This is a genomic window from Actinophytocola sp. (genome assembly GCF_035762905.1).
GTDB lineage: Bacteria > Actinomycetota > Actinomycetes > Mycobacteriales > Pseudonocardiaceae > DASYTH01.
Window position 1 is genome coordinate 42341 of the sequence record NZ_DASUCC010000067.1, and the last position, 22906, is coordinate 65246.

Genomic DNA, 22906 nt, shown 5'->3' on the forward strand with positions numbered 1-22906 from the left:
CAAGATCGCCGCAAGGTGGCCGAGCAGACCGGGAGCCGATCGTGAATTCGCCGGCCAGGTCGGGGATGGAGTAACCGAACTGGGCCGGATCGAGAAAACGAGTCGCCGGATTGAGGGGGCCCAAATGCGAAAGGACATGCCGGTCGCGACGCTGCTGGAAAACGCGGCGTGCGGAATGAATTCCGCCTGGCAGGAAATCATGCGGCGCTACGCGGCCCTGGTGTCCGCCGTGTGCCGCCAGCACGGCATCGGCGGTGCGGACGCCGACGACGTCGCCGGGAACGTGTGGCTGCGGCTGGTGACGAACCTGGACACGATCCGCGAGCCGCAGGCGCTGCCCGGCTGGCTGCGCACCACCACCCGCCGGGAGTGCCTGTCCCTGCTGCGCGAGCGGCACCGCGAGATCCCGGACGACGAGGAGTTCCCCGACCTGGCCGCGCCGCCAGCGGACGCGTCGCTGCTCGGCACCGAGCGCCGCACGGCGATGCTGGCCGCGGTGCGCACGCTGCCCGAGCGGGACCGGCGGCTGCTGGCACTGCTGTACTCCGACCCGCCGACGCCCTACACGGTGATCAGCTCGCGGCTGGGGATGCCGATCGGCGCGATCGGCCCGACCCGGCAGCGCTGCCTGGCGCGGGTGCGCCGGTCGGCGGCGATCGCGGCGCTGCTGATCGAGGACGGTCACGCCCGTACAGAGCGGGCCAGCTGACCTCTGATACAGCGTGTTGCTCGGAGCGCACCGCGTCCGGGTGAGGCACGATGCACACCGTGTCCTGGGAGCACGCCTACGACGCCTGCCCGCCGGAGGCCGCCGACCTGCTGCGCGCGGTCTCCGTGCTGGACGTGCCGGCGCTGGCCAGCCCGGCGGTGGGCGCCGCGGCCGGGCTGACCGCCGAGCAGGCGGCGGCCGGGCTGGCCGGGCTGGCCGAGACGGGCTGGACCGACGGCGAGCGGCACACGCTGCCGGCACCGGCCCGGGCCTGGCTGACCGGGCATGCGGCCGGCCTGGTGGCACCGCGCCGGGCGGCCGAGATCGTCCGGGAGTTCGCCGAGTACCACGCGGCCGCGGTGGATCCGGACCGCCGGACCGCCGTCGAGGTGCGGGCCTGGCTGGCCGGGCACCGCGCGGAGATCGTCGCCGCGGTGGCCGCGTGCGACCGGGACGGGCTGCGGCCGCACGGGATCCGGCTGGCCAGCACGGTGTGGCCGGAGGCCGGGTTGGTCAATGATCCGGCCTGGTGGGACGCGCTGGCCGAGGCCGGGGAGGCGGTGGCGGTCGCCGCCCACGACCCGGCCGGACTGGCCGAGCTGCTGCACCGCAGCGCCACCGTGTTCGCCGCCAAGGGCGACCGGCTGCGGGCCGAGGCACAGTGGGTTCGGGCCCTCGCGGTCGCCCGCCGCCGGCTCCGGGAGCACCCGGACGACGCCGAGGACCGGGACCGCGCGGCGGCCATCCTGGCCGCGCTGCGCGGGCTTTACCACGATTGGGGTCGCCCGGCCAAGGCGCTGGACGCCGAACAGGAACTGGTGGAGCTGCACCGGTCGGCCGGCGACGAGCTGGCCGCCGCCGAGGCGCTCAGCCGGGTCGCGGCCACCCTGTACGCGGTCGGCCGCACCGACGGGGCCGCAGACTACTTCGCCCTGGCCGACGAGGCCATGGCGGCGGCCGGCGGCGCCCCCGGCCAGCACGCCCGGATCCTGCTCTGGACCGGCCGCGCGTTGTGGGAGCTGGGCCGGCACGGCCACGCGCGCCGGCAGTGGCACCGGGCGCTGGCCATGACGGTCGACGTCGACGACGCCGTCGCGGACCACGCCCGCGCCCTGCTGGCCACCGCGCCGGACGCCCCGTTGCCCGAGGGCTATCCGATCCCGGCCGGGTCGCCGAACACCTCGTCGTCGGAGTCCGGCGGCCCCGGGTAGCTCAGCTCGAACAGGTCCATGACATCGGGGACCAGGAACACCTGCCGGTAGGCCTTGCCGTTCAGGCTGCGGATCACGCCCATCCGTTTGAGCTGTTTGGTCAGGTTCGCGGCGTGTTGCACGCTGATCCCGGATCGCTGGGCGATCTGCAGGTTGGTGGTGACCGGGGTGGCGGCGAGATCCCGGGTCACCCGGACGATTCCGTCCATGCGCTTGCCGAGCCGGTCCAGATGCCGCTCGCAGAGGCGCTCCGCGCGAAGGATGAATTGCATCTGGCTTCGGCACAACTCGGCGATGCCGGAGGCGAAGAAGACCAGGAATCCGTCCACGTCGGCGCCATGCACCAGGCGGAGTATGCGGTCGCGGTATTCGTCGCGGTGTCGGCTGAGCCATTCCGAAACGGGCAGCACCGCGTCGCGCAATGCACCCGAACGGAGCAGGGCGAGCGTGATGTAGAGGCGGGACAGATGACCCGAGTGGGCGACCGGGGACAGGACGGCGAGTTGGTAGTGGCCGAGCGCGACCCGGGCCAACAACGGCGCCTCGCACCCGGAGTCGACCCAGGCCGACCATTGCACGCCGCCGGTCTGCAGTTCCGCACCGGGCGGGACGGTGATCAGGTAGGCCTCCCGCGGGTCCGGGCCGCCGAGCCAGCCGGGACCGGTCCGCCAGGCCACCTCGCTGACCTCGTCCTCGGCGTAGGCACCGAGCCTTTCCCTTGCACCGTCCAGGATCGCGCCGAGCTGGCCGAGCAGGACCAGGTTGATCGGGCCGCCGCCGGCCACCCAGGCCAGCGCCGCGTCGTTGGCCCGCAGGTAGCGGACCAGCTTGCCGTCCACCTCCGGCGTTTCCACTACGCCCGGCAGATCGGCCATCAGCATCTCGCGCAGCCCGGCGTGGATTCCGCCGAGCTCACCGGAACTGCGGACATCGCGCAACTGCGCAAGGCGCACCAAACCGGCCCGATTGGACAGCCGGGCGGCGGCCTCGTCCAATCGGCCTAATGCCTGCTCGGCCTCGGCGAGGATGCGGTAGGTCGGCGGGTTGAGGCGCAGCGTGGACGGCAGCGGGTTGGGCAGAAAAGCGCCCGCAGAACGAACCCGTTCGGGAAGGCCATCGATCTCCGGAGCGGCGAACCACCGGCCCATCTTCCGGGGCCCTGCTTCAGACATGGCGGAAAGAGTGGCCGAACCAACAGAAAACCAGCAAACCTTTCAAAGTCCACATTCAAGATCACCAACCCGGCTGGCGCTTACGGGGCGTGACGAGTTAGCCCTGGGCACCAAATTGGCAGCGACCATTGTTTGGGCTGCTCGGGAGTAATTCCGGCGGCCCACTGAATCCACCGGCAAACGGTGCGTAGCGATTTGCCCGATAGCTCACGGCGCTCGGCCGAGCGCCCGCACCGCCCAAAGCGTGATCTTGAACGCCATCCGCACTCCCCGAGTAGGCCCAACCGCCGGTCTCCGCGACGGCCACCACCTACCAAGTCGAACAAATGTTCGACGCCGTGTCAAGCGCCGGATCGGGTCACGGGTTGGGCAGGGGCAGGAACCGCCCGGAGGCGTCCACCGGGCGGATGCGCCCGTAGGTGTCCACCACCGGGATGCGGCCGGTGGCGTCCAGCGGTTGCTGCTGCTGGGGTTGCGGCAGGCGGGGGTGACCGTTGGCGTCCAGCGGCGGCAGTTGGGTGGTGACGTCGGGTCCACCGGCCGGCCAGGCGTTCGGGACCGGGCGGAACCGCATGCTGACGTCCGCGGGACGCAGCCGCCCGTGGGTGTCCATCGGAGCGGGCCGGCCGTCCGCGCCGACCACCGGAATACGGGTCGTGGACTCGGTGTCCGCCGGGGAGGGCGGCCGCATCCGGCCGTTGGTGGCCACCGGATGTGTCGGGATGCCGTAGCTCGCCAGGTGGCCGTTGGTCGCGGTGGCCGGGTGCATCCGCAGGTCGCTGGCGGCGGCCGGATGCGGATGACCGTTGCTCGCCGCGGCCGGGCGCATTCGGGGGTTGCTGGCCGCGGCCGGATGCGGGTGCCCGTTGGTCGCCGCCGGATGCAGTTGGCCGCTGAACGTGTTGGCCGGGTGCATGCGCGGGTTGCTGGCGGCGGCCGGGTGCAGGTGGCCGTTGGTCGGTGGCGGGACCGGCGTGACCCGGGTGCCGGTCGATGCCGCGACCGGTTGGCCGTTGGTCGCCGGGGACTCGGCGGGTTCCACCGGACGCAGCCGCTCGCTGGTGTCGAGCGGCTTGATCCGGCCGTTGGACCGGCTGGACCGGTCCGTCCGGGACCGCTTGGCCTCGGCCGGAATCGCGTGCCGGCCGGTCCTGCGGCCCTTCCCACCGCCGACCGCGACCGCATCCTGCTCGGCGGCGACGGCCGGCGCCGGCTCGCGCTCCTCGCCCGGTACCGGGTTCTGCTCGCACACGCTGTCGGTCCAGCTCAGCACGGAAGCCGGGCAGTCCACACCGACCACGCCCATCAGCCGGCCGTCCTTGACGTAGCCGACCAGCTCACCGGTGCCGGCACCCGCGGTGCCCAGGCTCATCGTGTCATCGCCCAGCTTGGGCACTCCGGCAGCCTGGATCCGCACGCCGTACTGCTCGGTCCAGAACCGCGGCATCGGGGTGAACGGCTTGGCGCCGGCCCGGCCGGCGAGCAGGCTCTCCGCCGCCGCCCGGCCCATCTCGACCGCGTTGAGCCAGTGCTCGATCCGCCTCGGCACCTCGTCGAACCGCAGGTTCGGCCACTGCGCGACGTCCCCGGCGGCCACCACGTCCTCGGCGCCGACCACGTGGCAGGTCGGCTCGCACACCACGCCGTTGTCCAGCGGCAGCCCGGAACCGCGCAGCCAGGTGGTGCACGGCTCGGTTCCGGCGGCGATCACCACGCAGGCCGCCACCATGGTGCTGCCGTCGGTCAGCTGCAGCGCGATGCCGTCCGGTCCCGGTGCCCACTGTTTGACCGAGTTGCCCAGCGCCAGGTCCACCCCGTGCTCGCTGTGCGTGCGGGTCAGCCACTCCCCCAGCTTCGGGCCGAGCACGTTGCCGAGCAGGTTCTTGCCCCGGCCGATGATCGTCACGTCGCGGCCGAGATGCCGCAGGCTCGCCGCGATCTCGCAGCCGGTGAACCCGCCGCCGACCACCGCGACCGGACCGCGGTGCGCACCGAGCGCGCGCTCCAGCTCCAGCGCGTCGGAAAGCGTGCGCATGAGCACGATCCGGTTGTCGTGGTACGGAACGTTGTTGGGCCGCTTGGCTTCCACGCCGGTGGCGATGATCAGGCCGTCGTAGCTGAGCTCCTCGGCGCCGGGCAGCCGGACGATCCGGTTGCGCGGCAACAGGTACGCCGCCTGGGTGCCCAGCCGCCACTTGGCGCCGATGTCCCGGTAAGCCGGCAGCATCAGGTCGTTGGGCCGCATGTTGCCCATCAGCAGCTGCTTGGACAGCGCGGGCCGGTGGTACGGCGCGACCCGCTCGGAGCCGACCATCACCAGCTCACCGTTGAAACCCAGCTCGCGGAGTCGTTCGGCCGCACGGAGACCGGCAAGGCCGGCCCCCACCACGACGATCCGCTCGGCCTGGCTCATCAGTTGACCTCTTGGAGTTTGATCGCACGCATGGGGCAGGACCGCGCCGCGGCTTGCGCCCCGGCACGGTCCTCGGTGTGCGGGTCCCGGATGTAGCGCAGGCGTCCGTCCTCGAGGAGCTGGAACAGCTCCGGCGACTCGGCCTGACAGATTCCGTACCGCTTGCAGCGCTGGTTGTCGACGTTGACGCGGATCTTGGTGCGGCCGTTGACCGCGCCGTTCGAGCTTCCGTTGACCGCGCCGTTGCGGTTGCCCGTGCCGGTCGGGACCACCGCGTACTCCTGCGGCACCGGCGATGCGTTGGCGGCCGGCGCGGCGGTGAGCAGGCCGGCCTTGATCAGCCAGCGGGGCGGCAGCACGCGCAGCACGGTCAGGGTGACCGCGGGAACCAGCACGGTGACCCCGCCCAGCCAAAGCACGGCCAGGTGCCCGTTGGCGACCGCGCCGAACCACGAGTGCACCACGATCATGGCAACGGCCAGATAGGCGAGCTGGTGGAAGCGCAGCCACTTGCGGTAGGCGATGAACCGCTTGAGCGCGACCGCGACCGTGATGCCGATCATCAGCTCGAGCCCGAAGATCCCCAGTGCGTGCCGGAACAGGCCGCTGAACGGCACGGTGATGCTGAACAGATCCAGTCCCTGCTCGCGCAGCAGCAGGAAGATCCCGGCGTGGGTCATGCCGGTGGACAGCGTGAAGATCGCCAGGACCATGTGGAACGAGCGGACCGACTGGTAGCCGGTGAGCCGGCGGATCCATCCGGTCGCGGTGAAGATTCCCCAGCACAGGGTGAGGCACATCAGTACATAGGACAACCGGGCCGAGAGTGCGGCGACTTCACGGATACCGATGTCGTGCTGTGGCAAGGCGAGATAGCCATGCACCGGTCTTGCCTCCAAGATACGACGGAGCGGGACGTTGGGTCTGGTGGCGACGCGGCCATCACCGCGGCATGGTCGCGCTCACCTCTCCGCCGTCCCATGGCGGGTTCCGGTCCGCACCACGATCAGGGTTCCGACCACCATGACCGCGCCGAGGACGATGGCCATGATGATGGCGCTCTTGCTGAGCCGGTTCTCCGGGTAACCGTTGGTGCGTGCGGCCGCCTGGGCGAACATCCCGTGCTCGGCGTCCACGAGACCGGTGCTCTCCAGCAGGCGCATGTGCTTCATCACGATCACGTTGGCGGTCTCGGCGAAGCCGCGGATGATCTCGTTGCGGGTTCCGGCGCGAACCTCGGACACCAGTCCGAAAACGGTGCCGTGTGCCGCCCGCAGCCGGTCGACGAACGTGCGGTCGAACTCGGCGCCGGACTTGCCGGCGATCTCGGTCATCCAGCTCTGCTGGGACGACGAGGCCTGTTCCGGAAGTGACACGCCGAACTGTCCGGCGAGCTTCTTGATGTCGATGTCGAGCTGGGTGTGATCGGCGGCGATCTCGGTGCCCACGTCCTTGACGACCTGGGTGCTTCCCTTCTTGGCCGCCAGCTGGCCCATCGGGATCTCCCAGAGGTTCGCGAACCGGATCACGGTCATGAACTCCCGCTCGATGGCGGTCGCCTGGCCCGGCTCGGCGGGCGCGTCCGGTTGTTCCTGTTCCGCGAAGACGATTCCGGCGAGCGGGAACAATGCACCCAGAATTGCCACCAGCGTCGCTATGGTCCAGCGTGAGGTACCGCGCAGCATTAATTGAGCCCACATTCGGTCAGAATTGCTTGACAATTGGCCGGTATTGCCCATTGTTACCGCAGTAACGACGGCTCGGGCGCCCAGTCGATGCCCGGCGCCAGGCCGCTCGCCTTGCCGTACTCACTGTCCACACCTTCGCGCAGCTCACAGCCGCTGAGCAGTACCGCGGCGAGTGCCGCCACGGCCGCCAGGCTTACGACCCGCAAGCCAAGAACCCGCATCGAACCCGACCCCTTCCAGCAGATTCGCGTCGACCGGTTGGTCGCAGCGGCATCGTCGGCGCGCGATTCACCGTTCGTCGGTGAACATGTATACGTTAGATAACGGTTGGGCGGTTCAGCCTAACGCCCTGTGTCGACTATGGCGTGGATCACAAGAGCAATTTTGAACCGCCGAAGGCCGGTTTCCGTAGCAACGCCGGGTTTCGTCCCGGGCCGGCCGGGGAACCTCCCGGACGTGGGCAAACCTGGACGAGCCGCGCTGGCCGTGACCATGGCGCTGGTGCTGGCGGGCTGCACTGACGACGATGAGCCGGTGCTCGGCGCGGCGCCGCTCGGCGACCGGGACGGCCGGACCGTCACCGCGGAGCTGGCCGACCGGCAGGAGGCCCGGCTGGACATCGTCAGCGGTGCCTCGGTGATCATCGTGCGCGCCGCCGACCTGAACGGCGCCCTGTTCCGCGCCAGCACGCCGGACGGTTCCCGGGTGCTGCCCACCGCCGGCGTGGACGGCGACACCGTCCGCGTGGCCCTGCGCGACGGCGCCGGCCCGGGTAACGCCGAGCTGCGGGTGGAGCTGAGCAGCCGGGTGACCTGGCGGATCCGGCTCGACGGCGGCGCCAACCAGCAGTCGTTGGACCTGCGCGAAGGCCGCCTGGCCGGCCTGGAGTTCGGCGCCGGCAGCACCCGGATCGACGCCACCCTGCCGCGCCCGAGCGGCAGCGTCGTGGTGCGCATGGCCGGCGGTGCCAGCGTGTTCGACCTGCATCTGTCCGAGGGCGACCCGGCCACGGTGCTGATCGCCGGCGGGGCCGGCTCGGCCACCCTCGACGGCACCACCCGCACCGGCATCGCCGCCGGCACCACCCTGTCCACCGGCGACACCGCCGCCACCGACCGCTACCAGGTCGACCTCATGGCCGGCGTCTCCACCTTCAGCATCGACCGAATCTGACTCAGGGCAACACATCGGTCACATAACGCAGCTCCGGGACCGGCGGGCTGAACCGGGGATCCGGCCGCACCGTGCCGTCCGGCCGCCACCCCAGACGCTCGTAGAACCGCCGGGCCCGGTCGTTGCCGTCCACCACCCACAGATACCCCGACCGGTAGCCGAGCCCGGCCAGCTCAGCGACCAGACACTCGAACAGCGGCTTGGCCACGCCCCGGCCCCACCAGTCCGGGTGCACATTGATCATCCGCAGCTCCCCCGTCCCGTCCGGCACGGCCACCCGTGGCGCCCCCACCTCCCCGATCCCGACGACCCGCCCGCGCCGCTCGGCCACCAGGTGCCGGACCGGACCGGGCGGCTCGGGCTCGACCAGCGCCGCTGCCCACCGCCCGGACCGCTCGTCCACGTCGAGGCCCCGCAACACGTCGTCGGGAAGAATGCCGGCATACGCCGCCCGCCAGGCCGCGATCTGCACCCCAGCGAAGTCACGGGCATCGGCCAGCCGGGCCACCCTGATCCGGACCATTGCGCGGACGCTAACAGCGGGCGCTCGCGGTTGCGAACACCTCGTTGCCGCGCAAGGGAGTTCCGGGTCGCCGACACTCATCGGTGCCGCGGTCATCGTCGCCGGCCGATTGACTTTGCGCCACAAAGTCAGCTACTTTGTGGCGCAAAGTCGATGGATGGCGAGGATTCATGACCGATCTGATGCACCGCACCCCGCCGACCGTTCGGGATACGGCCGCCACCGCGCTGGTGCTTGGCTTGGCTTCGGCCGCCTGGGCTGGTTGGGGACTGGCGCAGCCACCGGACGGCTGGTCACTGCCGCTGATCGTGGGCTCGATGCTCGGCGTGCTTGTCGCGGCCGTCGCGGGGATACGGACGTGGACGTACCGGGCGGGCGCGTCCGCCATGCACGACCCGGCCGGCCGGCGCCGCTACGTCCGCATTGTCGGCGTCGAGGTCGGGCTCATCGTGCTCGGCGTGCTCGTGCTCGAGTTCGCCGGCCGGTCCGACTATCTGGCGCCGTGGACCCTGTTCGTGGTCGGTGCGCACCTTCTTCCGCTGGGCGGGTTGTTCCGGGTCGCCGGTCTGCGGATCGCCGGCGTACTGCTGGCGCTGGTGGCGGTCGCGGCCGGGCTGAGCGGCATGCTCGGCGGCCCGGCGCCCAGCGCGGTGTCTGGCGCGGGCGGCGCGCTGGTCATGATCGTGGCCGGTGCGGTGGAACTGGGCCGGTCCTGGACGATCGCCGCATGACCGCGCCCGGCGAGAACGACGACTTCGACCCGAGCGCGGCGGCCGCACTGCTTCAGCAGACCACGCACCGGGTCCGCCGGTCCACCGCCGTCCGCACTCCCGTCGTGTACGCCGGGTGGGGCGTGGCCTGGCTGGTCGGCCTTGGCGGGATGTGGCTGTCCGTGCGCGACCAGCGGCCCTACCACGGCCCGGCCACGGCGCCCACCGTGGTGCTCGGCGTGCTGCTGGCGGCCGCGCTGGCGCTCACCATGGTGGTGGTGCTCAGACCGACCAGGGGGATCAGCGGCCAGTCCGAGGCGCAGGGCCGGATCTTCGGGCTGGCCTGGCTTTGCGGGTTCGTCCTGGTGTTCACCCTGATGGACGCCCTTGGCAGGCTGGGTGCGGACCCCGCCGTGCTCGGCACCGTCGGCGGGGCGGCGCCGATGCTGGTCACCAGCCTGTCCTACCTGGTCGGCGCGGCCGCCTGGCTGGATCGCGCCATGCTCACCATGGGTCTGTGGCTGGCGCTGGTCACCGCGGTCGGCGTGTACACCGGCCCGGTCACCCTGCTGTTCATCGCGGCCACCGCAGGCGGTGGCGGATTCCTGTTGATGGCGGGGTTCCTGTGGTGGCGTAGTCGGTCGTGAGCGCCGCCGACGCCGAACTGGACCCGATCATCCACGTGCCCACCCGGCTGCGCATCGTGGCGACGCTGGCCACCTTGTCGGCCGGCGACAGCCTGTCGTTCTCCCGGTTGCAGCAACTGCTCGACCTCACCCCTGGCAATCTCATCACCCACCTGCGCAAGCTGGACGAGGCCGGCTACGTGACGAGCGTGAAGTCCCGTGGCAACAGTGGCAGCCACACCTCGGTGCACCTCACCAACGAGGGCCGCGCCGCCTTCGACCGCTATTCCACCGCGCTGCGGCGGCTCATCGACCCCTGACTGTTCAGCCGCACCAGGACACGGCAGTGGGTGCCGTCCCGGCAGCGTCGGAACGCTCGGGGTGGGCACCTTTGCGGGGCTGGGCCCGGCGTTCCGCGGCACGGCTGTGGGCAGGTGCTCCGTGCACATCTCCGGGGCGCGGCCTGCCCACAACCGTGCACCGGGCACGCGGCGGCCGCTCGGTTGGGTTCTTCGGCTCGGGAAGGTGTGGGCGGGTGGGCGGGGTGGTTGAGCATGGGGAGAACCCGTGTCCCGGACCGGCCGCTGCGCGGCCGGTCCGGGACACGGCCTCGGGAACGGGGGTTCGGGGAGCCGGAAGCGGGGACTCGTTGGCTGGAGCTGGGAACTCAGCTGCCGGAACCAGGAACTCGGGTGCTGGAACCAAGACCTCAGCTGCCCGAACCAGGAACTCGGGTGCTGGAAACGGGAACTCGACTGTGCGGCGTGCGGCGTGCGGCCGGCGGTTGGAGGAGTGCACGGTTCAGCGGTTGTGGATTCGGGTCAGTTCCAGGCGTACAGGTGAGGCGTTGCCGGTGAAGGTTCCGGTGATCGTGAGCCGGTCGCCGGTCAGCTCGTAGGTGCCGGTGAACACCGGGGGCGAGTCCGGGTGGAGCCAGGTCTCCCACATCCGTAGCTCGCGCCGCGTGGGGTCGACCTCGAAGTCGTGTTCGATCCAGTGGTTGTCGAAGCGGAAGACGACCAGGCGGGCGCGGTTGTACTCGAAGTAGACACGGTCCAGTGGTCGAGGCGAGCCGGTCGGCTGATAGGTCCCGGTGTGCACCTGCCAGGCGCCGTCCAGTGGAGTCGGTGCGCGGTTGTTTTCGTTGGCGAGCCAGTAGGTGCCGGCGAAGACGGCGGCCGTCACCACGGCCAGGACGCCGATCTTCACCATCACCGTCGGGCGATGTCGCGTGTCCGGGGAGGGTTGGTCGGTCCAGAACACGCGCCGCAGTTGCGCGCGGTGCCGCGACACCACGTAGCCCAGGCACGCCGTGGTGCTGGCAGCCATGACAGTGCCACCGGGGTCGATCCCGTAGGTCAGGTCGATGAGCGTGATCGTGGCCAGCACACCCAGCCCGGCGCACGCGGCGATCAGCGTCGTTCTGCGCCAGCACAACAGCACACCGAGGATGATCTGGACCAGCGCGACGAGGGTTCCGAAGATCGGCGAGAAACTGAAGTAGTGCCACGTCAGCCAGAATCCGGAGACATCGCCCATCGGCTTGTCCAGTTCGGACGACAACACCGTGAACTGCGCCCCGGTGAGCTTCGCGCAGCCATAGACGACAAGGACCAGCGCGGCCGCATACCGGCAGAACGCGTACATCGTACCCCCCGTTGCGCCGAAACCAGGACCGATACCCACATGGACCGCAAAGAGCAAGCGGCTTCACCATGCCATGCGGGTTGGTTCCGTAATGGGTAGGCCGGGCGGCGACGTCAGAGGGTGCGGAGGACCTCGTGGAGGGCGTGGACGACCTTGTCCTGGAGGTCTTCGGAGAGGGAGGAGTACATGGGGAGGGAGAAGATCTCGTGGGCGAGGGATTCGGTGGTGGGCAGGGAACCGGGGGCATAGCCCAGGTGGGCGAAGCCGGTCATGGTGTGGACCGGCCAGGGGTAGCTGACGTTGAGCTCGATGTCGTAGGCGCGCAGGGCCTCGATGATGGCGTCGCGGCGGGGGTGGCGGACCACGTAGAGGTAGTAGGCGTGGGTGTTGCCCGGCTCGACGGTGGGGAGGACGAGATCGGTGTCGGCGAGGGCTTCGGCGTAGCGGGCGGCCACGGCTTGGCGGGCGGCGACGTAGGTGTCCAGGCGGGTGAGCTTGCGGCGCAGGATCTCGGCGTGGACCTCGTCGAGTCGGGCGTTGTGGCCGGGGGTGGTGACGACGTAGTAGCGGTCGCGCATGCCGTAGTAGCGGTACTGGCGGAGCTTGGCGGCCAAGTCGTCGTCCGAGGTGATGGTCGCCCCGGCGTCGCCGTAGGCACCGAGGACTTTGGTGGGATAGAAGGAGAAGGCGGCGGCGGTACCCATGGTGCCGGCGAGGGCGCCGTGCTGGGTGGCGCCGTGGGCCTGGGCGCAGTCCTCCAGGATGGGGAGGTCGTGGGTGGCCGCGAGCGCCCGCAACCGGGCCATGTCGACGCATTGGCCGTACAGGTGCACGGGGAGCAGGCAGCGGGTGCGGGGGGTGATGGCGGCGGCAACCTGGGCGACGTCCATGAGGTAGTTGTGCGGGTGGACGTCGACGAAGACCGGGGTGGCGCCGACCTGGTCGATGGCGATGACGGTGGGAGCGGCCGTGTTGGACACCGTGATGACCTCGTCGCCGCGGCCGATGCCGAGCGCGCGCAGGGCCAGCACCAGGGCGTTGGTGCCGTTGTCGACGCCGACGCAGTGGGCGGCGCCGTGGTAGGCGGCGAACTCGGCCTCGAAGCCGCGCATGCTGGCGCCGAACACCAACTGGCCGGAGCGGAAGACGGTGTCGACGGCGGCGAGGATCTCGTCGCGCTCCTGCTCGTACTCCGCGAGATACGACCACACGCGGATGGTCATGGGTGTGCTCCTTCGTTGGCCAGGGGATCCAGGACGCTGTGTAGGCAGGCGACGATGCTGCGGGCCTGCACGTTGAGGTAGTGGCTGTGCCGCAGCAGGGCGCCGAGTTGGTGCAGGGTCAGCCACCGGTGCTCCGGGTACGCCGCAGGCGGGACGTCGAGGTCGGTTTCCAGTACCACGTAACGGGTTCGGGCGTGCATGAACCGGCCGCCCTCCTCGGAATGCACGGCGTCGAACCGGAACCCGTCCGGATCGGCGGCCAGCACGTGGTCCAGGAACGCCGGGCGGACGCCGGTGTCCAGCGCGTCGTAGGTTTCCGGGGTGCACTGCACGGTCGGGGCCAGCTCGAGCACGTCCAGGTAGCCCGGCTCGGCGCGGGCGTGCATGAGGGCGTGCCACACGCCGCCGATCCGGCGGATCAGCAGGGCGACCAGGCCGGTGCCGTGCGGGGCCAGCATCGGCTGCTGCCACCGGCCGACCTCGCGCCCGGCCGCATGCACTCCGACGCCGATCACGTCGAAGAACAGGCCGCGCTCATGGGAGATCCGGCCCTCGGCGTGCCGCCAGCCGCGGACCGCGCGCAGCGGGATCGGGGTGGCGTGGACGTCCTGGCGGGTGCGGGCCTCGGTGATCCAACTCAGGATCTCGGTCATCGTGTGCCTGCTCGAACTCGGCGCCCGGCCGGCCGCCGGCAGGCAGCCGAGCACCGTCCGGGTGTCCATGTTGACCAGATGGTCGATCAGGAGCAGCGACCGCAGCTGACCGATGGTCATCCAGCAGAACCCGTCCAGCACCGGCACGTCCGCGGTGGTCTCGACCACCATGTTCCGGTTGCGCTTGTGCCGGAACCAGGCGCCCTGCTCGGATTGACGCACGTCGGCGATCACCGCCGGCCCGGCCACGTCCCGGAAATAGTCCAGGTACGGCACGGGTTTGCCCCGATGCACGCCGGTGTAGTTGCTCCGGGTGGCCTGAACCGTCGGGGACAGCTGCACGCCGTTGCAGTTGCCCGGCTCGACCTTGGCCTGCATCAGGCAGTGCAGCACGCCGCCGAACGACTTGACCAGGATGCCGAGGATGCCGACCTCCGGCTGGCTGATGATCGGCTGGCACCAGCGCTCGATCGGGGCGCCGGGAATGTGCACGTCCAGCCCTTCCACCCGGAAGAACTTTCCGGTGTCGTGCACCACGTTGCCGGTGTCCGGTTCGAAGTGCCAGCCGGACAGTTCGGCGAGCGGCACCGGCTCGGTGGTGGCGTGGAACCGGTCGGCGCAGTCCTTGAGCCAGGCGTCCAGCTCGGGCCCGGTGGTGAGCAGCCCGTCCGGTTCCGCGGCGGACTGGGCGATCCGGGCCTCGATCATGCCGAGCGCACCGCGATGAACACGCCCCGCCCGGACTGCACGCCCGGGATGTACTCGGTGGCGAACCCGGCCCGCTCGAACGCCTGCTCGTACTGCGCCCGGCTGAACAGCCGGGCCACGTAGGTCTCGGTGAAGTGCCGGATCCCCGAGTCGCGCCCGGCGATCACGTAGTGCACGGTCATCCGCGAGCAGTCACCGTCCCGCGCGGCGTGCGAGACCCGGGCGATGGTGCGGTCCTCGGCGGTGCACACGTCGCCTGCGGTGTAACCCGGGGTGAACGTCTCGGCGAACCACCACGGGTCGACCAGCACCACGCCGCCCGGTGCCAGGTGCGCCTCGAACCGGCGCAGCGTCGTGGTCAGATCCGCCTCGGTGAGCGCGTGTCCGATCGTGCCGAACATGCAGGTGATCGCGTCGAAGGTCTGGCCGAGGTCGAAGTCACGCATGTCGCCCTCGTGGATCACGTCCGCGCCGAACTTGGTGCGCGCAACGGAAACCATGTCCCCGGACAGCTCCAGCCCGGCGACCCGGCCGAACAGCTCGTCGAAGCACACCAGATGCGCCGCGGTGGCGCAGCCGACGTCGAGCAGCGAGTCCGCGTCCGGCGTGCGGGTGCGGATCAGCTCGGCCATGTACTTGGCCTCCTGGGGATAGTCCTTTCCCCGGCTGCTGTAGATCAGGTCGTAGATCTCGGCGAATTCCGCTCCATACATGGAGATCCCCTCACGCGTGTTCGGCGGCGAGCCGCTCGAGGTCGGGCACGATCGCGGCCGGGCTCGGCGCGGACTGCGCGTCCAGCCGCAGCCGCTCGGCCGCCTCGGCGAACCCGGGCTCGTTCAGCAGCCGCACCAGGTCGCCGCGAATCCGCTCCGGGCTCGCCTCGTGCGGCGGGATGGCCAGTCCGGCACCGGACTCGACCACCTGCGCCGCGCGCAGCTCCGTGTCCCACAGCCCGGGCAGGATCAGCTGCGGCACGCCGTAGTGCAGCGCGGTGGACTGCACGCCCGCGCCGCCGATGTGCATCACGGCCGAGCAGGTCGGCAGCAGCCCCTGCATCGGAACGAAGTCCAGCACGGTGGCGTTGGCCGGGGCGTCCGCCGGGCTCTCGCCGGGCGCGGGCAGCAGCGTGGCGATCACCTCGATCTCCAGGTCCGCGAACATGTGCAGGGCGGCGAGCGAGATCAGGTCGACGCCGAAGTAGTGCCGCACGGAAACCCCGGCGGTGACCGCGACCCTTGGCAGCGCCGGAGGTTCGCGCAGCCAGTCGGGCAGCGCGGCCGGTCCGTTGTACGGCACGTAACGCATCCCGATGGTGCGCAGCCCGTAGTCGCGCCGGTGACTCGGCGGCGCCGTGTCGATGGTCCACTGGCCGGTCACGACCTCCTCGACGAAGTCGCAGCCATGCCGGGAAAGCGCGCCGGTGAGCCACTCGACCAGCGGGTCGCTTTGCGCCTCGGGCGGCTGCTCGGCCAGCTGCCGCCGGAAGTCCTGGTGGATCCGGACCATGACGTCCGCGCCCCACAGGAACCGGGCGTGCGCGGCGCCGCTGGCCCGGGCGGCGATCGCGCCGGCCCAGCTGAGCTGTTCCCAGACGATCAGGTCCGGGCGCCACTCCCGGGCGTAGGCAACGAGATCGTCGATGAACTCGTCGTTGTTGACCACGGCCAGATAGTCCCGGGTGGACTCGTCAAGGAAGTCGACGAACTCGGCCCACTCGACGTTGGACGAGTCGGCGATGACCTTGCCGACCCGCTGGGTCCAGGAGTCGTCGGCCTTCTCCTCCATCATCTGCTTCCACTTGTGGTCGGCCCCGACCGGGACCGCCACCAGACCGGACTCGACGATGGCCGGGGCCAGCTCCGGCTGGCTCGCCACCCGAACCTCGTGGCCCGCGGCCCGCAGCGCCCAGGCGAGCGGCACCATGCTGAAGTAGTGCGTTTTTTCGGCATGCGAAACGAACAGAACGCGCATCAGTTGCCCTTTCCCGGGATTTGCGCCCCAGCTCTGCGAAAGACGTTAGGAACGGCCAGGTCCCCGAACAACCCCTACCCACCCCAGGGGCTAGCCGGCGATCGCGGTGACGGTGCGCCGAAGCCCTTCGTGCAGCGGGATCCGTGGCTGCCAGCCGGTGACGGTGCGGAACGCGGTGGAGTCGATCTCGACGCTCTTCAGGTCGGTGGGTTCAGCGTGCGGCGGTGGCGGAATCGAGACGACCGGCGCCGGGGGCCGGCCGGTGTGCCGGGCGACCAGTTCGGCGATGGCGGTGAACACCTTGCCCAGCGGTTCGCCGGTGCCGGTGCCGATCAGCCAGTGCGCGCCGGCCAACGCCTCGACGTGCGCGGCGGCCGCGGTGAACGCCGCGGTGACGTCGTCGATGTAGACGAAATCGCGGCGGACGGAGCCGTCGTTCCACATGGTGAGGTCGTGGCCGGCGAGGGCCCGGCGGACCATGAAGGCGACGACACCGCGGTCGTCGGCGGTGGAGTCCGGGCCGTGGCCGTAGACGGTGGGCAGACGCAGGGACACGGCGCGCAGCACACCCGCGGCGGTGGCCCGCTTCAACAGGGTCTCGGCGGTGAGCTTGTGCCGGGAGTAGGCACACCGCGGCCGGTCCGGCTCGGTGCCGTCGATCCGGTCGTGCGCGGTCAGGCCCACCTGGGTGTCGGTGCCGGCGAACAGCACGGCCGGCGCGCGGTCGAACCCGGCCAGCACGTCGATCAGATCCCGAACCAGACCGACGTTGATCCGCTCCGCCACCGCGTCGCCATCGGCGACCCGCCAGCCGCCCTCGGTGTAGGCGACCAGGTGCACGATCGTGTCGGCGCCGGCCACGGCACCGGCCAGGACGCCGGGCGCGGTCAGGTCGGCGGCGCACACCTCGATGTCGGCCACCGGGTCCACCGGCGACGGGGCCGGGCGGCGGGCCACCAGGCGCAGCCGGACCGGTTGCCGGGCAAGGGCCCTTGCGACCGCGGAGCCGATGAAACCGGACGCGCCGAGCACCACGACCAGCGGCCTCATCCGTACAACTCCCGCTCGACCCGTTGTGCGGCAACGTAACTGGGCAGGATGCCGAGCCGCTCCGCCTCGGCGAGGGTGGGCGCCACCCGGTCCCGGTCGGACAGGGTCACCTCGATGTCGGTCGGGATCGGCAGGCGCAGCGCCGGATCCAGCGCGGACAGCGCCAGCTCGTGCTCCGGAACGTAGCTGCCGGACAGCTGGTAGGACATCACGGTGTCGTCCTCGAGCGCCACGAACGCGTGCCCGACGCCGACCGGGAAGTACACGGTGCGGAAGTCCACCGTGTCCAGCACGACCGCGTCCCACCGGCCGTAGGTCGGTGAGCCGGTCCGGATGTCGACGATGATGTCCAGCGCCCTTCCCCGGGCGCAGTAGACGTACTTGGCGGTTCCGGGCGGGGTGACCGTGAAGTGCACGCCGCGCACCACGCCCCGCCGGGACATGCTGTGGTTGGTCTGCGCGACCGGGAACAGCCGGTGGCCGACGGTGGCGGCGAACGCCGGCTCCTGGAACGGCGAGAGGAAGTAGCCCCGCTCGTCCGGGAAGACCTGGGGAGTGAACTCGAACGCCCCGGCAACGGCGAGCGGGCGGGCTCGCAGGGTCGGCGACCCGGCGGCCGGTCGCTCCAGTTGCTCTGTCATGCCACGATCCTCGATTCGGTCAGGTAGCGCTCGATCGCGTCGGCCCCGTGCGGGCCGCCGCCGGTTTCCCGGATGTCGCGCCGCATGTCGCGCACCCGTCGGTAGGTCTGCTGATCTGCGGCCAGGTCCAGCACCGTGCCGCGCAGCCGCTCGGCGGTCAGCGTCCCGTCCCGGACCACCCGGCCCAGCCCGAGTTCGGCCACCCGGGACGCGTTCACCCTGGCCTCGGGCGAGTCCGGCACCACGATCACCGGCGTGCCCTGGTACAGCGCGCCCATGATGCTGCCGAACCCACCATGCGTGATCGCGACAGCGGCGTGCTCGAGCACGGCCAGAAACGGCACCCAGGAACGCACCTCGACGTTCGGTGGCACCGCGCCGCCGAGTCCGTCCACACCGTCGTGCGTGGCCAGCACCACGTGCCAGGGCAGCTCGGCGAACGCGGCCAGGCAGGTCTCCCAGAACCCGGGGCGACGGTTCACCGTGGTGCCGAGCGACACCAGCAACACCGGCCGGCCATCGCCCGGCGGCGTCCACTCGCCGACGTCGACCCCCGCCCCCACGCTCGGCCCGACGAAGGTGAACCGGTCGTCGAACCGGTCCCCGGCGTACTGGAACGACCGCGGGCAGCCGACCAGGTTCAGGCCCTCGACCCGGCCGATGAACTCCTCGAGCGCGGTGTCGCTCTGGCCGTACGCGGCGAGCAGCCGGCGCAGCCGGTTGAAGAACGCCACCAGCTCCGGGTGCCGCAGCCCGGCCGGGTCCACCTTGCCGAACATCTTCTCCAGCAGGGAGAAGTGCTCGTTGGACGCGAACACCGGCAGGAACTGGGCGGCCGGCACGCCCCACGCCCGGGACAGGATCCGCCCGGCGTGGTACACGGTGACGTCGTAGACGACCAGATCGGGCCGGTCGGCGACGAAGTGCGCGGTGGCCGCGCGCAGGATCCCCTCGGCCTCGGTGAGGTAGATCCCGGGCAGCCGGGCGGTTCCGTCCGGTGTGTTCACGATGCCGGCCAGGTCCAGCTCGGGTAGCCGGGACTGGTACTCCACGACGGTCGCGCCGGCCGCGGCGACGGTGCGCGCCGGGCCTTCGGCCGTGACGTAACTGACCCGGTGACCGCGCCGGACCAGCTCGGTCACCACGTCCAGGGTGGGGATCACGTGGCCGTAGCCGGAGTTGTTGAGGAAGGCGATGTGCCGGCCCATCGTCAGTCCCCGCAGTGGAACAGGTCATGCTCGGCGGCCAGGCAGTCGTCGAACAGCGGCAGGATGCCGAGATCCCGCGCCTCGGCCAGGGTCGGCGCGAGCCGGTCGCGGTCGGACACCTTCACCTCGATGTCGGTGGGGATCGGCAGGCGCAACGCCGGGTCGAAGGCGAACAGTCCGATCTCGTCCTTGGGCACGTAGGGCGCCGAGGTCATGTAGGTCAGCAGCGTGTCATCCTCGAGCGCGACGAACGCGTGCCCGACGCCGATCGGGATGTACACCGCGCGGAAGTCGTCGCCGTCCAGCACGACGGCGTCCCAGCGGCCGTAGCTGGGCGAGCCGACCCGGATGTCCACGGCGATGTCCAGGGCCCGACCCCGCGGGCAGTACACGTACTTGGCGCCGCCCGGCGGTGTTCGGGTGAAGTGCAGCCCGCGCATCACGCCGCGCCGCGACTTGCCGTAGTTGGTCTGCGCCACCGGAAACAGCCGGTGGCCGATCGCGTCGACGAAACCCGGCTCCTGGAACGGCGCGACGAACAGCCCGCGGTCGTCCGGGAAGACGGTCGGCGTGAACTCGACACACCCGGCCACGGCCAGCTCGCGCGCGCGGATGGTGGGCGCGTCGGCCTTGTCCGGCAACGGGGTCACCACGCTGTTGGGTTTCATGCCAGATCCTCCCGGTCCATGTAGCTCTCGATCGCATCGGCACCCCGGCGACCACCACCCGCGGCGATCAGCTCCCGGCGCATCTGTCGTACCCGCTCGTGGATGTCCTCGTCGGCCGCGACCTCGCGCACGGTTTGGCACAGCTGCGCGGTGGTGAGCCGGTCCGCGTTCAGCTCCCGGCCCAGCCCCAGCCGGTCCACCCGGCGCGCGTTCGCCATCGACTCCGGGGACCGGGGCACCGCCACCACCGGGGTGGCGCGGTACATCGCGGTCATCACGCTGCCCATGCCGCCGTGGCAGACGAACACGTCGGCGTGCTCGAGCACCGAGAACATCGGCAGCCACCGGTGCAGCTCCACGTTCGGCGGCACCGGGGACAGTTCGGCCGCGGCGACCTCGTCGTAGACGGCGAGGACCACGTGCCAGGGCTGGTCGGCGAACGCGTCCAGGCAGGTCCGGAAGAACCCGCCGCGGCGGTGGTGCGAGGTGCCGAGCGACACCACCACGATCGGCCGGCCGTCACCGGGCGGCTGCCAGACCGGCTCGGCCAGCCGGCGCTCGGTGGCCGGTCCGATGAACACCCAGCGGTCGTCGAACGTCTCGCCCCGGTGCTGGAACGAGCGCGGGTGGTAGGCCAGGTGCAGCTCCGCAGGCGTGGCCGCGAACTCGGCCAGCGCCACGTCGCTCTGCCCGTGCGCGACGAGCAGGTCGACCAGCGCGCGGTGGAACCGCACCAACCCGGGATGGTTGCGGGGATGCCGCACCCCGGCCAGCTCGACCATGTGCTCCAGCAGGGAGAAGCGCTCGTTGGACACCAGGAACGGACACGACATCACCCCGGGCACGCCCCACTTGCGGCACAGGATCCGGCCGGCGTGGTAGACGGTCGCGTCGTACAGTATGAGATCCGGCCGCTCGCCGCCGTAGGCGCCGAGCACCGCGCGCAGGATCTCCTCGCTCTCCCGGAGCGTGACGATGGGCACCCACGGCGCCCCCTCCGGTGTGTCCAGTGTGGACAGATCGACTTCGGGCAACCGGGTTGGGTACTCGAGTACCGTCGCCCCCGTCGCGGCCACCGCTGCGGCCGGTCCCCCCGCGGTCACGTAGGTCACCCGGTGCTCCCGGCGCACCAGCTCGGCGACGACGTCGAGGGTCGGCAGCACCTCGCCGTAGGCGGAGGTGTTGATGACCAGAATGTGGCGGCTGGACGGCATTGCAGATCACATCCGTTCGGCTTTCCGCTCAGCGGAAGCGCTTGCCCTCGTCGCCGCGGTAGGCGCGCAACGCCAGCAGCCCGAAGATCGCCGTCCAGAAAACGAAGGTCACCAGCGAGACCGGGTTCGGCGGGTAGTCGCCGATGGCGAACCAGACCAGCTCGGCCGGTCCCCTGGTCGGCGTGAACGGGGCGACCGTGGCGATGAATCCGGTGGTGGTGGCCGGATCGATGAAGTAGCCGCCGAGGTAGGCCAGGGCGATCGGCAGGATGCTGATCACCACGCTGACCATGTACGGGTTGACCGCGTAGCCGATGACCAGCATCAGCAGGCCGAACGGGATCACCCCGACGCCGAGCGCAAGCAGGCCGGCGGCGATCTGTCCGATCGAGATGGTGGCCTCGGTGCCCAGCGCGGCGATGCCGATCAGCGGCAGGCTGCCGGACACCACCAGCACCATGCTGAGTGCCAGCATGCTGGCCATCTTCGGCACCGCGCCGCCGGGCAGCGTGCGCACGTAACCGCCCCACGGCTTGAGCCGCGCGTCGGCGATGCCCAGCCCGTACTGGGCCGAGCACATGATCAGCGCGGCGAACAGGCACATGGAGCTGGTGCCGAGCACGGCCGCGGCCGGATCGTCGCCGAGCGCCGGGATGACGAACAGCAACATGCCGATCGACGGCAGGAACAGCAGCGCCACGTACACCATCGGAATACGCATCGCCTGGACCAGCTCGAACTTCGTGTAGGCCAGGATTGACCTCATTGTTCTTGTCTCCCTTGGATTTTCGGCCGGTCAGGCGGCCGCGGCCGGGGTCTTCGCGGTGAAGGCGAGGAACGCGTCCTCCAGTGACCCGGCCTGCACCTCGAGGTCGGTGAACGGCACGCCGGAACCCACCAGGTCGCGCACCAGCCGGTCGGCGTCCGCGGTGATCAGGTGCACCCGGTCGCCGTCCCGCTCGACGCCGACCACGCCGGGCAGCGCCGGAACCTCGGGCACGGTCACGCTGATCCGGCGCAGTCCGCTGACCTGGCGCAGCGCGTCCACGGTGTCGTCGGCGACGCACCGGCCCCGGTCGATGATCACTACCCGCTGGGCCAACTGCTCGACCTCCTCCAGGTAGTGGCTGGTGAGCACGACGGTGCCGCCGCCGGAGTTGAACTCGCGGATGCCGTCCCAGAGCGTGCGGCGGCCCTCGACGTCCAGGCCGGTGGTCGGCTCGTCCAGGAACACCAGCCGGGGCCGGCCGACGAACGCCAGCGCCACGGCCAGCCGGCGCTTCTGCCCGCCGGACAGGCCGCCGGCCTGGCGCCGGACGAGTTCCTCGAGCTGGAACCGGTCCAGCAGCTCGGCCCGGCTCACCGGGTCCGGGAAGTGCGACGCGACGAAGTCGACGACCTCGCCGACCAGCGCGGTGTCCGGCAACCCGGTCTCCTGCGGGGTCATGCCCATGTGCTTGCGCGCCTTGACATCGCGCGGGTCGCGGCCGAACAGCCGGACCGTGCCCTCGGTCGGGCGGCGCAGCCCGACGAACATGTTGATCAGCGTGGTCTTGCCGGCGCCGTTGGGTCCGAGCAGGCCGATGATCTGGCCGGCCGGGATCTCGATGGTGACGTCGTGCACGGCGATGACCTCGCCGTAGCGGCGGGTCACCCCGTCGGCGCGGGCCACGATCTCAGTCATTGTCGCTCTCCATT

The 22906-nt window shown here is 70.9% G+C and carries 24 protein-coding genes; 6 read left to right on the top strand and 18 right to left on the bottom strand.

What is annotated here, in order from left to right; genetic code table 11:
* The first annotated feature begins 124 nt into the window (after positions 1–124).
* Positions 125–709, top strand: a complete 585-nt coding sequence (locus tag VFV67_RS13255; protein ID WP_326470024.1) for a sigma-70 family RNA polymerase sigma factor — start codon at positions 125–127, stop codon at positions 707–709.
* 50 nt (positions 710–759) lie between these two features.
* A complete protein-coding gene (locus tag VFV67_RS13260) occupies positions 760–1920 on the top strand; it encodes a hypothetical protein (RefSeq protein ID WP_326470025.1) in 1161 nt (386 codons plus the stop codon).
* On the opposite strand, the gene VFV67_RS13265 is transcribed toward VFV67_RS13260, so the two are convergent.
* The 5 genes from VFV67_RS13265 to VFV67_RS13285 form a co-directional block, all read right to left on the bottom strand.
* Positions 1860–3092: a Fic family protein gene (locus VFV67_RS13265; RefSeq protein WP_326470026.1), complete on the bottom strand. Its 1233-nt coding sequence runs from the start codon at positions 3090–3092 to the stop codon at positions 1860–1862. The two genes, VFV67_RS13260 and VFV67_RS13265, sit on opposite strands and share 61 nt — an antisense overlap.
* 358 nt (positions 3093–3450) lie before the next feature.
* Complete coding sequence (locus tag VFV67_RS13270) at positions 3451–5505, bottom strand: NAD(P)/FAD-dependent oxidoreductase (protein ID WP_326470028.1); 2055 nt, start codon at positions 5503–5505, stop codon at positions 3451–3453.
* Positions 5505–6320, bottom strand: coding sequence for a ferredoxin (locus VFV67_RS13275; protein ID WP_326470030.1), 816 nt, complete (start codon positions 6318–6320; stop codon positions 5505–5507). Before VFV67_RS13275 ends, VFV67_RS13270 begins: the two co-directional genes overlap by 1 nt.
* 147 nt (positions 6321–6467) lie before the next feature.
* Positions 6468–7244 carry a DUF4142 domain-containing protein gene (locus tag VFV67_RS13280; protein WP_326470032.1) on the bottom strand — a complete coding sequence of 259 codons (777 nt, stop codon included), beginning with the start codon at positions 7242–7244 and terminating at the stop codon, positions 6468–6470.
* A gap of 2 nt (positions 7245–7246) precedes the next feature.
* Positions 7247–7414 (bottom strand): hypothetical protein, encoded by a 168-nt coding sequence (locus VFV67_RS13285; RefSeq protein WP_326470033.1) that lies wholly within the window; start codon positions 7412–7414, stop codon positions 7247–7249.
* 235 nt (positions 7415–7649) lie between these two features.
* On the opposite strand from VFV67_RS13285, the gene VFV67_RS13290 reads away from it, so the two are divergent.
* Positions 7650–8366, top strand: coding sequence for a hypothetical protein (locus VFV67_RS13290; RefSeq protein ID WP_326470035.1), 717 nt, complete (start codon positions 7650–7652; stop codon positions 8364–8366).
* Between the two features lies 1 nt (position 8367).
* On the opposite strand, the gene VFV67_RS13295 is transcribed toward VFV67_RS13290, so the two are convergent.
* Positions 8368–8889: a GNAT family N-acetyltransferase gene (locus VFV67_RS13295; RefSeq protein WP_326470036.1), complete on the bottom strand. Its 522-nt coding sequence runs from the start codon at positions 8887–8889 to the stop codon at positions 8368–8370.
* A 170-nt stretch (positions 8890–9059) separates the two neighbouring features.
* Between VFV67_RS13295 and VFV67_RS13300 the strand changes: the two genes are divergently transcribed.
* The 3 genes from VFV67_RS13300 to VFV67_RS13310 are packed head-to-tail and all read left to right on the top strand — an operon-like array spanning position 9060 to position 10545.
* The gene (locus VFV67_RS13300) at positions 9060–9620 is read left to right on the top strand and encodes a hypothetical protein (RefSeq protein WP_326470037.1); all 561 of its coding nucleotides are present in this window, start codon (positions 9060–9062) and stop codon (positions 9618–9620) included.
* Entirely contained in the window at positions 9617–10246 is a 630-nt protein-coding gene (locus VFV67_RS13305) for a hypothetical protein (protein ID WP_326470038.1), read from the top strand. Before VFV67_RS13300 ends, VFV67_RS13305 begins: the two co-directional genes overlap by 4 nt.
* Positions 10243–10545, top strand: a complete 303-nt coding sequence (locus VFV67_RS13310) for a transcriptional regulator (protein WP_326470039.1) — start codon at positions 10243–10245, stop codon at positions 10543–10545. The genes VFV67_RS13305 and VFV67_RS13310 overlap by 4 nt, the downstream gene beginning before the upstream one ends.
* A 481-nt stretch (positions 10546–11026) precedes the next feature.
* Here the strand turns inward: VFV67_RS13310 and VFV67_RS13315 are convergent, their stop codons facing one another.
* The 12 genes from VFV67_RS13315 to VFV67_RS13370 all read right to left on the bottom strand — a co-directional run bounded on the left by VFV67_RS13315 (position 11027) and on the right by VFV67_RS13370 (position 22892).
* On the bottom strand, positions 11027–11929 hold the full coding sequence (locus VFV67_RS13315; protein WP_326470041.1) for a hypothetical protein: 903 nt from the start codon (positions 11927–11929) through the stop codon (positions 11027–11029).
* A 56-nt stretch (positions 11930–11985) separates the two neighbouring features.
* Positions 11986–13095 (bottom strand): DegT/DnrJ/EryC1/StrS family aminotransferase, encoded by a 1110-nt coding sequence (locus tag VFV67_RS13320; protein WP_326470043.1) that lies wholly within the window; start codon positions 13093–13095, stop codon positions 11986–11988.
* Complete coding sequence (locus VFV67_RS13325) at positions 13092–14456, bottom strand: NDP-hexose 2,3-dehydratase family protein (protein WP_326470045.1); 1365 nt, start codon at positions 14454–14456, stop codon at positions 13092–13094. The genes VFV67_RS13320 and VFV67_RS13325 overlap by 4 nt, the downstream gene beginning before the upstream one ends.
* Complete coding sequence (locus tag VFV67_RS13330; protein WP_326470047.1) at positions 14453–15169, bottom strand: class I SAM-dependent methyltransferase; 717 nt, start codon at positions 15167–15169, stop codon at positions 14453–14455. The genes VFV67_RS13325 and VFV67_RS13330 overlap by 4 nt, the downstream gene beginning before the upstream one ends.
* Before the next feature lie 10 nt (positions 15170–15179).
* Positions 15180–16427: an activator-dependent family glycosyltransferase gene (locus VFV67_RS13335; protein WP_326470049.1), complete on the bottom strand. Its 1248-nt coding sequence runs from the start codon at positions 16425–16427 to the stop codon at positions 15180–15182.
* Between the two features lie 90 nt (positions 16428–16517).
* On the bottom strand, positions 16518–17477 hold the full coding sequence (locus VFV67_RS13340) for an NAD-dependent epimerase/dehydratase (RefSeq protein WP_326470050.1): 960 nt from the start codon (positions 17475–17477) through the stop codon (positions 16518–16520).
* Entirely contained in the window at positions 17474–18076 is a 603-nt protein-coding gene (locus tag VFV67_RS13345) for a dTDP-4-dehydrorhamnose 3,5-epimerase (RefSeq protein WP_326470058.1), read from the bottom strand. The genes VFV67_RS13340 and VFV67_RS13345 overlap by 4 nt, the downstream gene beginning before the upstream one ends.
* Before the next feature lie 38 nt (positions 18077–18114).
* Positions 18115–19326 (bottom strand): macrolide family glycosyltransferase, encoded by a 1212-nt coding sequence (locus tag VFV67_RS13350; protein WP_326470052.1) that lies wholly within the window; start codon positions 19324–19326, stop codon positions 18115–18117.
* A 2-nt stretch (positions 19327–19328) separates the two neighbouring features.
* Positions 19329–19940: a dTDP-4-dehydrorhamnose 3,5-epimerase gene (locus VFV67_RS13355; RefSeq protein ID WP_326470059.1), complete on the bottom strand. Its 612-nt coding sequence runs from the start codon at positions 19938–19940 to the stop codon at positions 19329–19331.
* Positions 19941–19990: 50 nt separating this feature from the next.
* The gene (locus tag VFV67_RS13360; RefSeq protein WP_326470053.1) at positions 19991–21208 is read right to left on the bottom strand and encodes a macrolide family glycosyltransferase; all 1218 of its coding nucleotides are present in this window, start codon (positions 21206–21208) and stop codon (positions 19991–19993) included.
* A 28-nt stretch (positions 21209–21236) separates the two neighbouring features.
* A complete protein-coding gene (locus VFV67_RS13365) occupies positions 21237–21974 on the bottom strand; it encodes a hypothetical protein (RefSeq protein ID WP_326470054.1) in 738 nt (245 codons plus the stop codon).
* Between the two features lie 30 nt (positions 21975–22004).
* Positions 22005–22892, bottom strand: a complete 888-nt coding sequence (locus VFV67_RS13370; protein WP_326470055.1) for an ABC transporter ATP-binding protein — start codon at positions 22890–22892, stop codon at positions 22005–22007.
* Positions 22893–22906 lie beyond the last annotated feature (14 nt).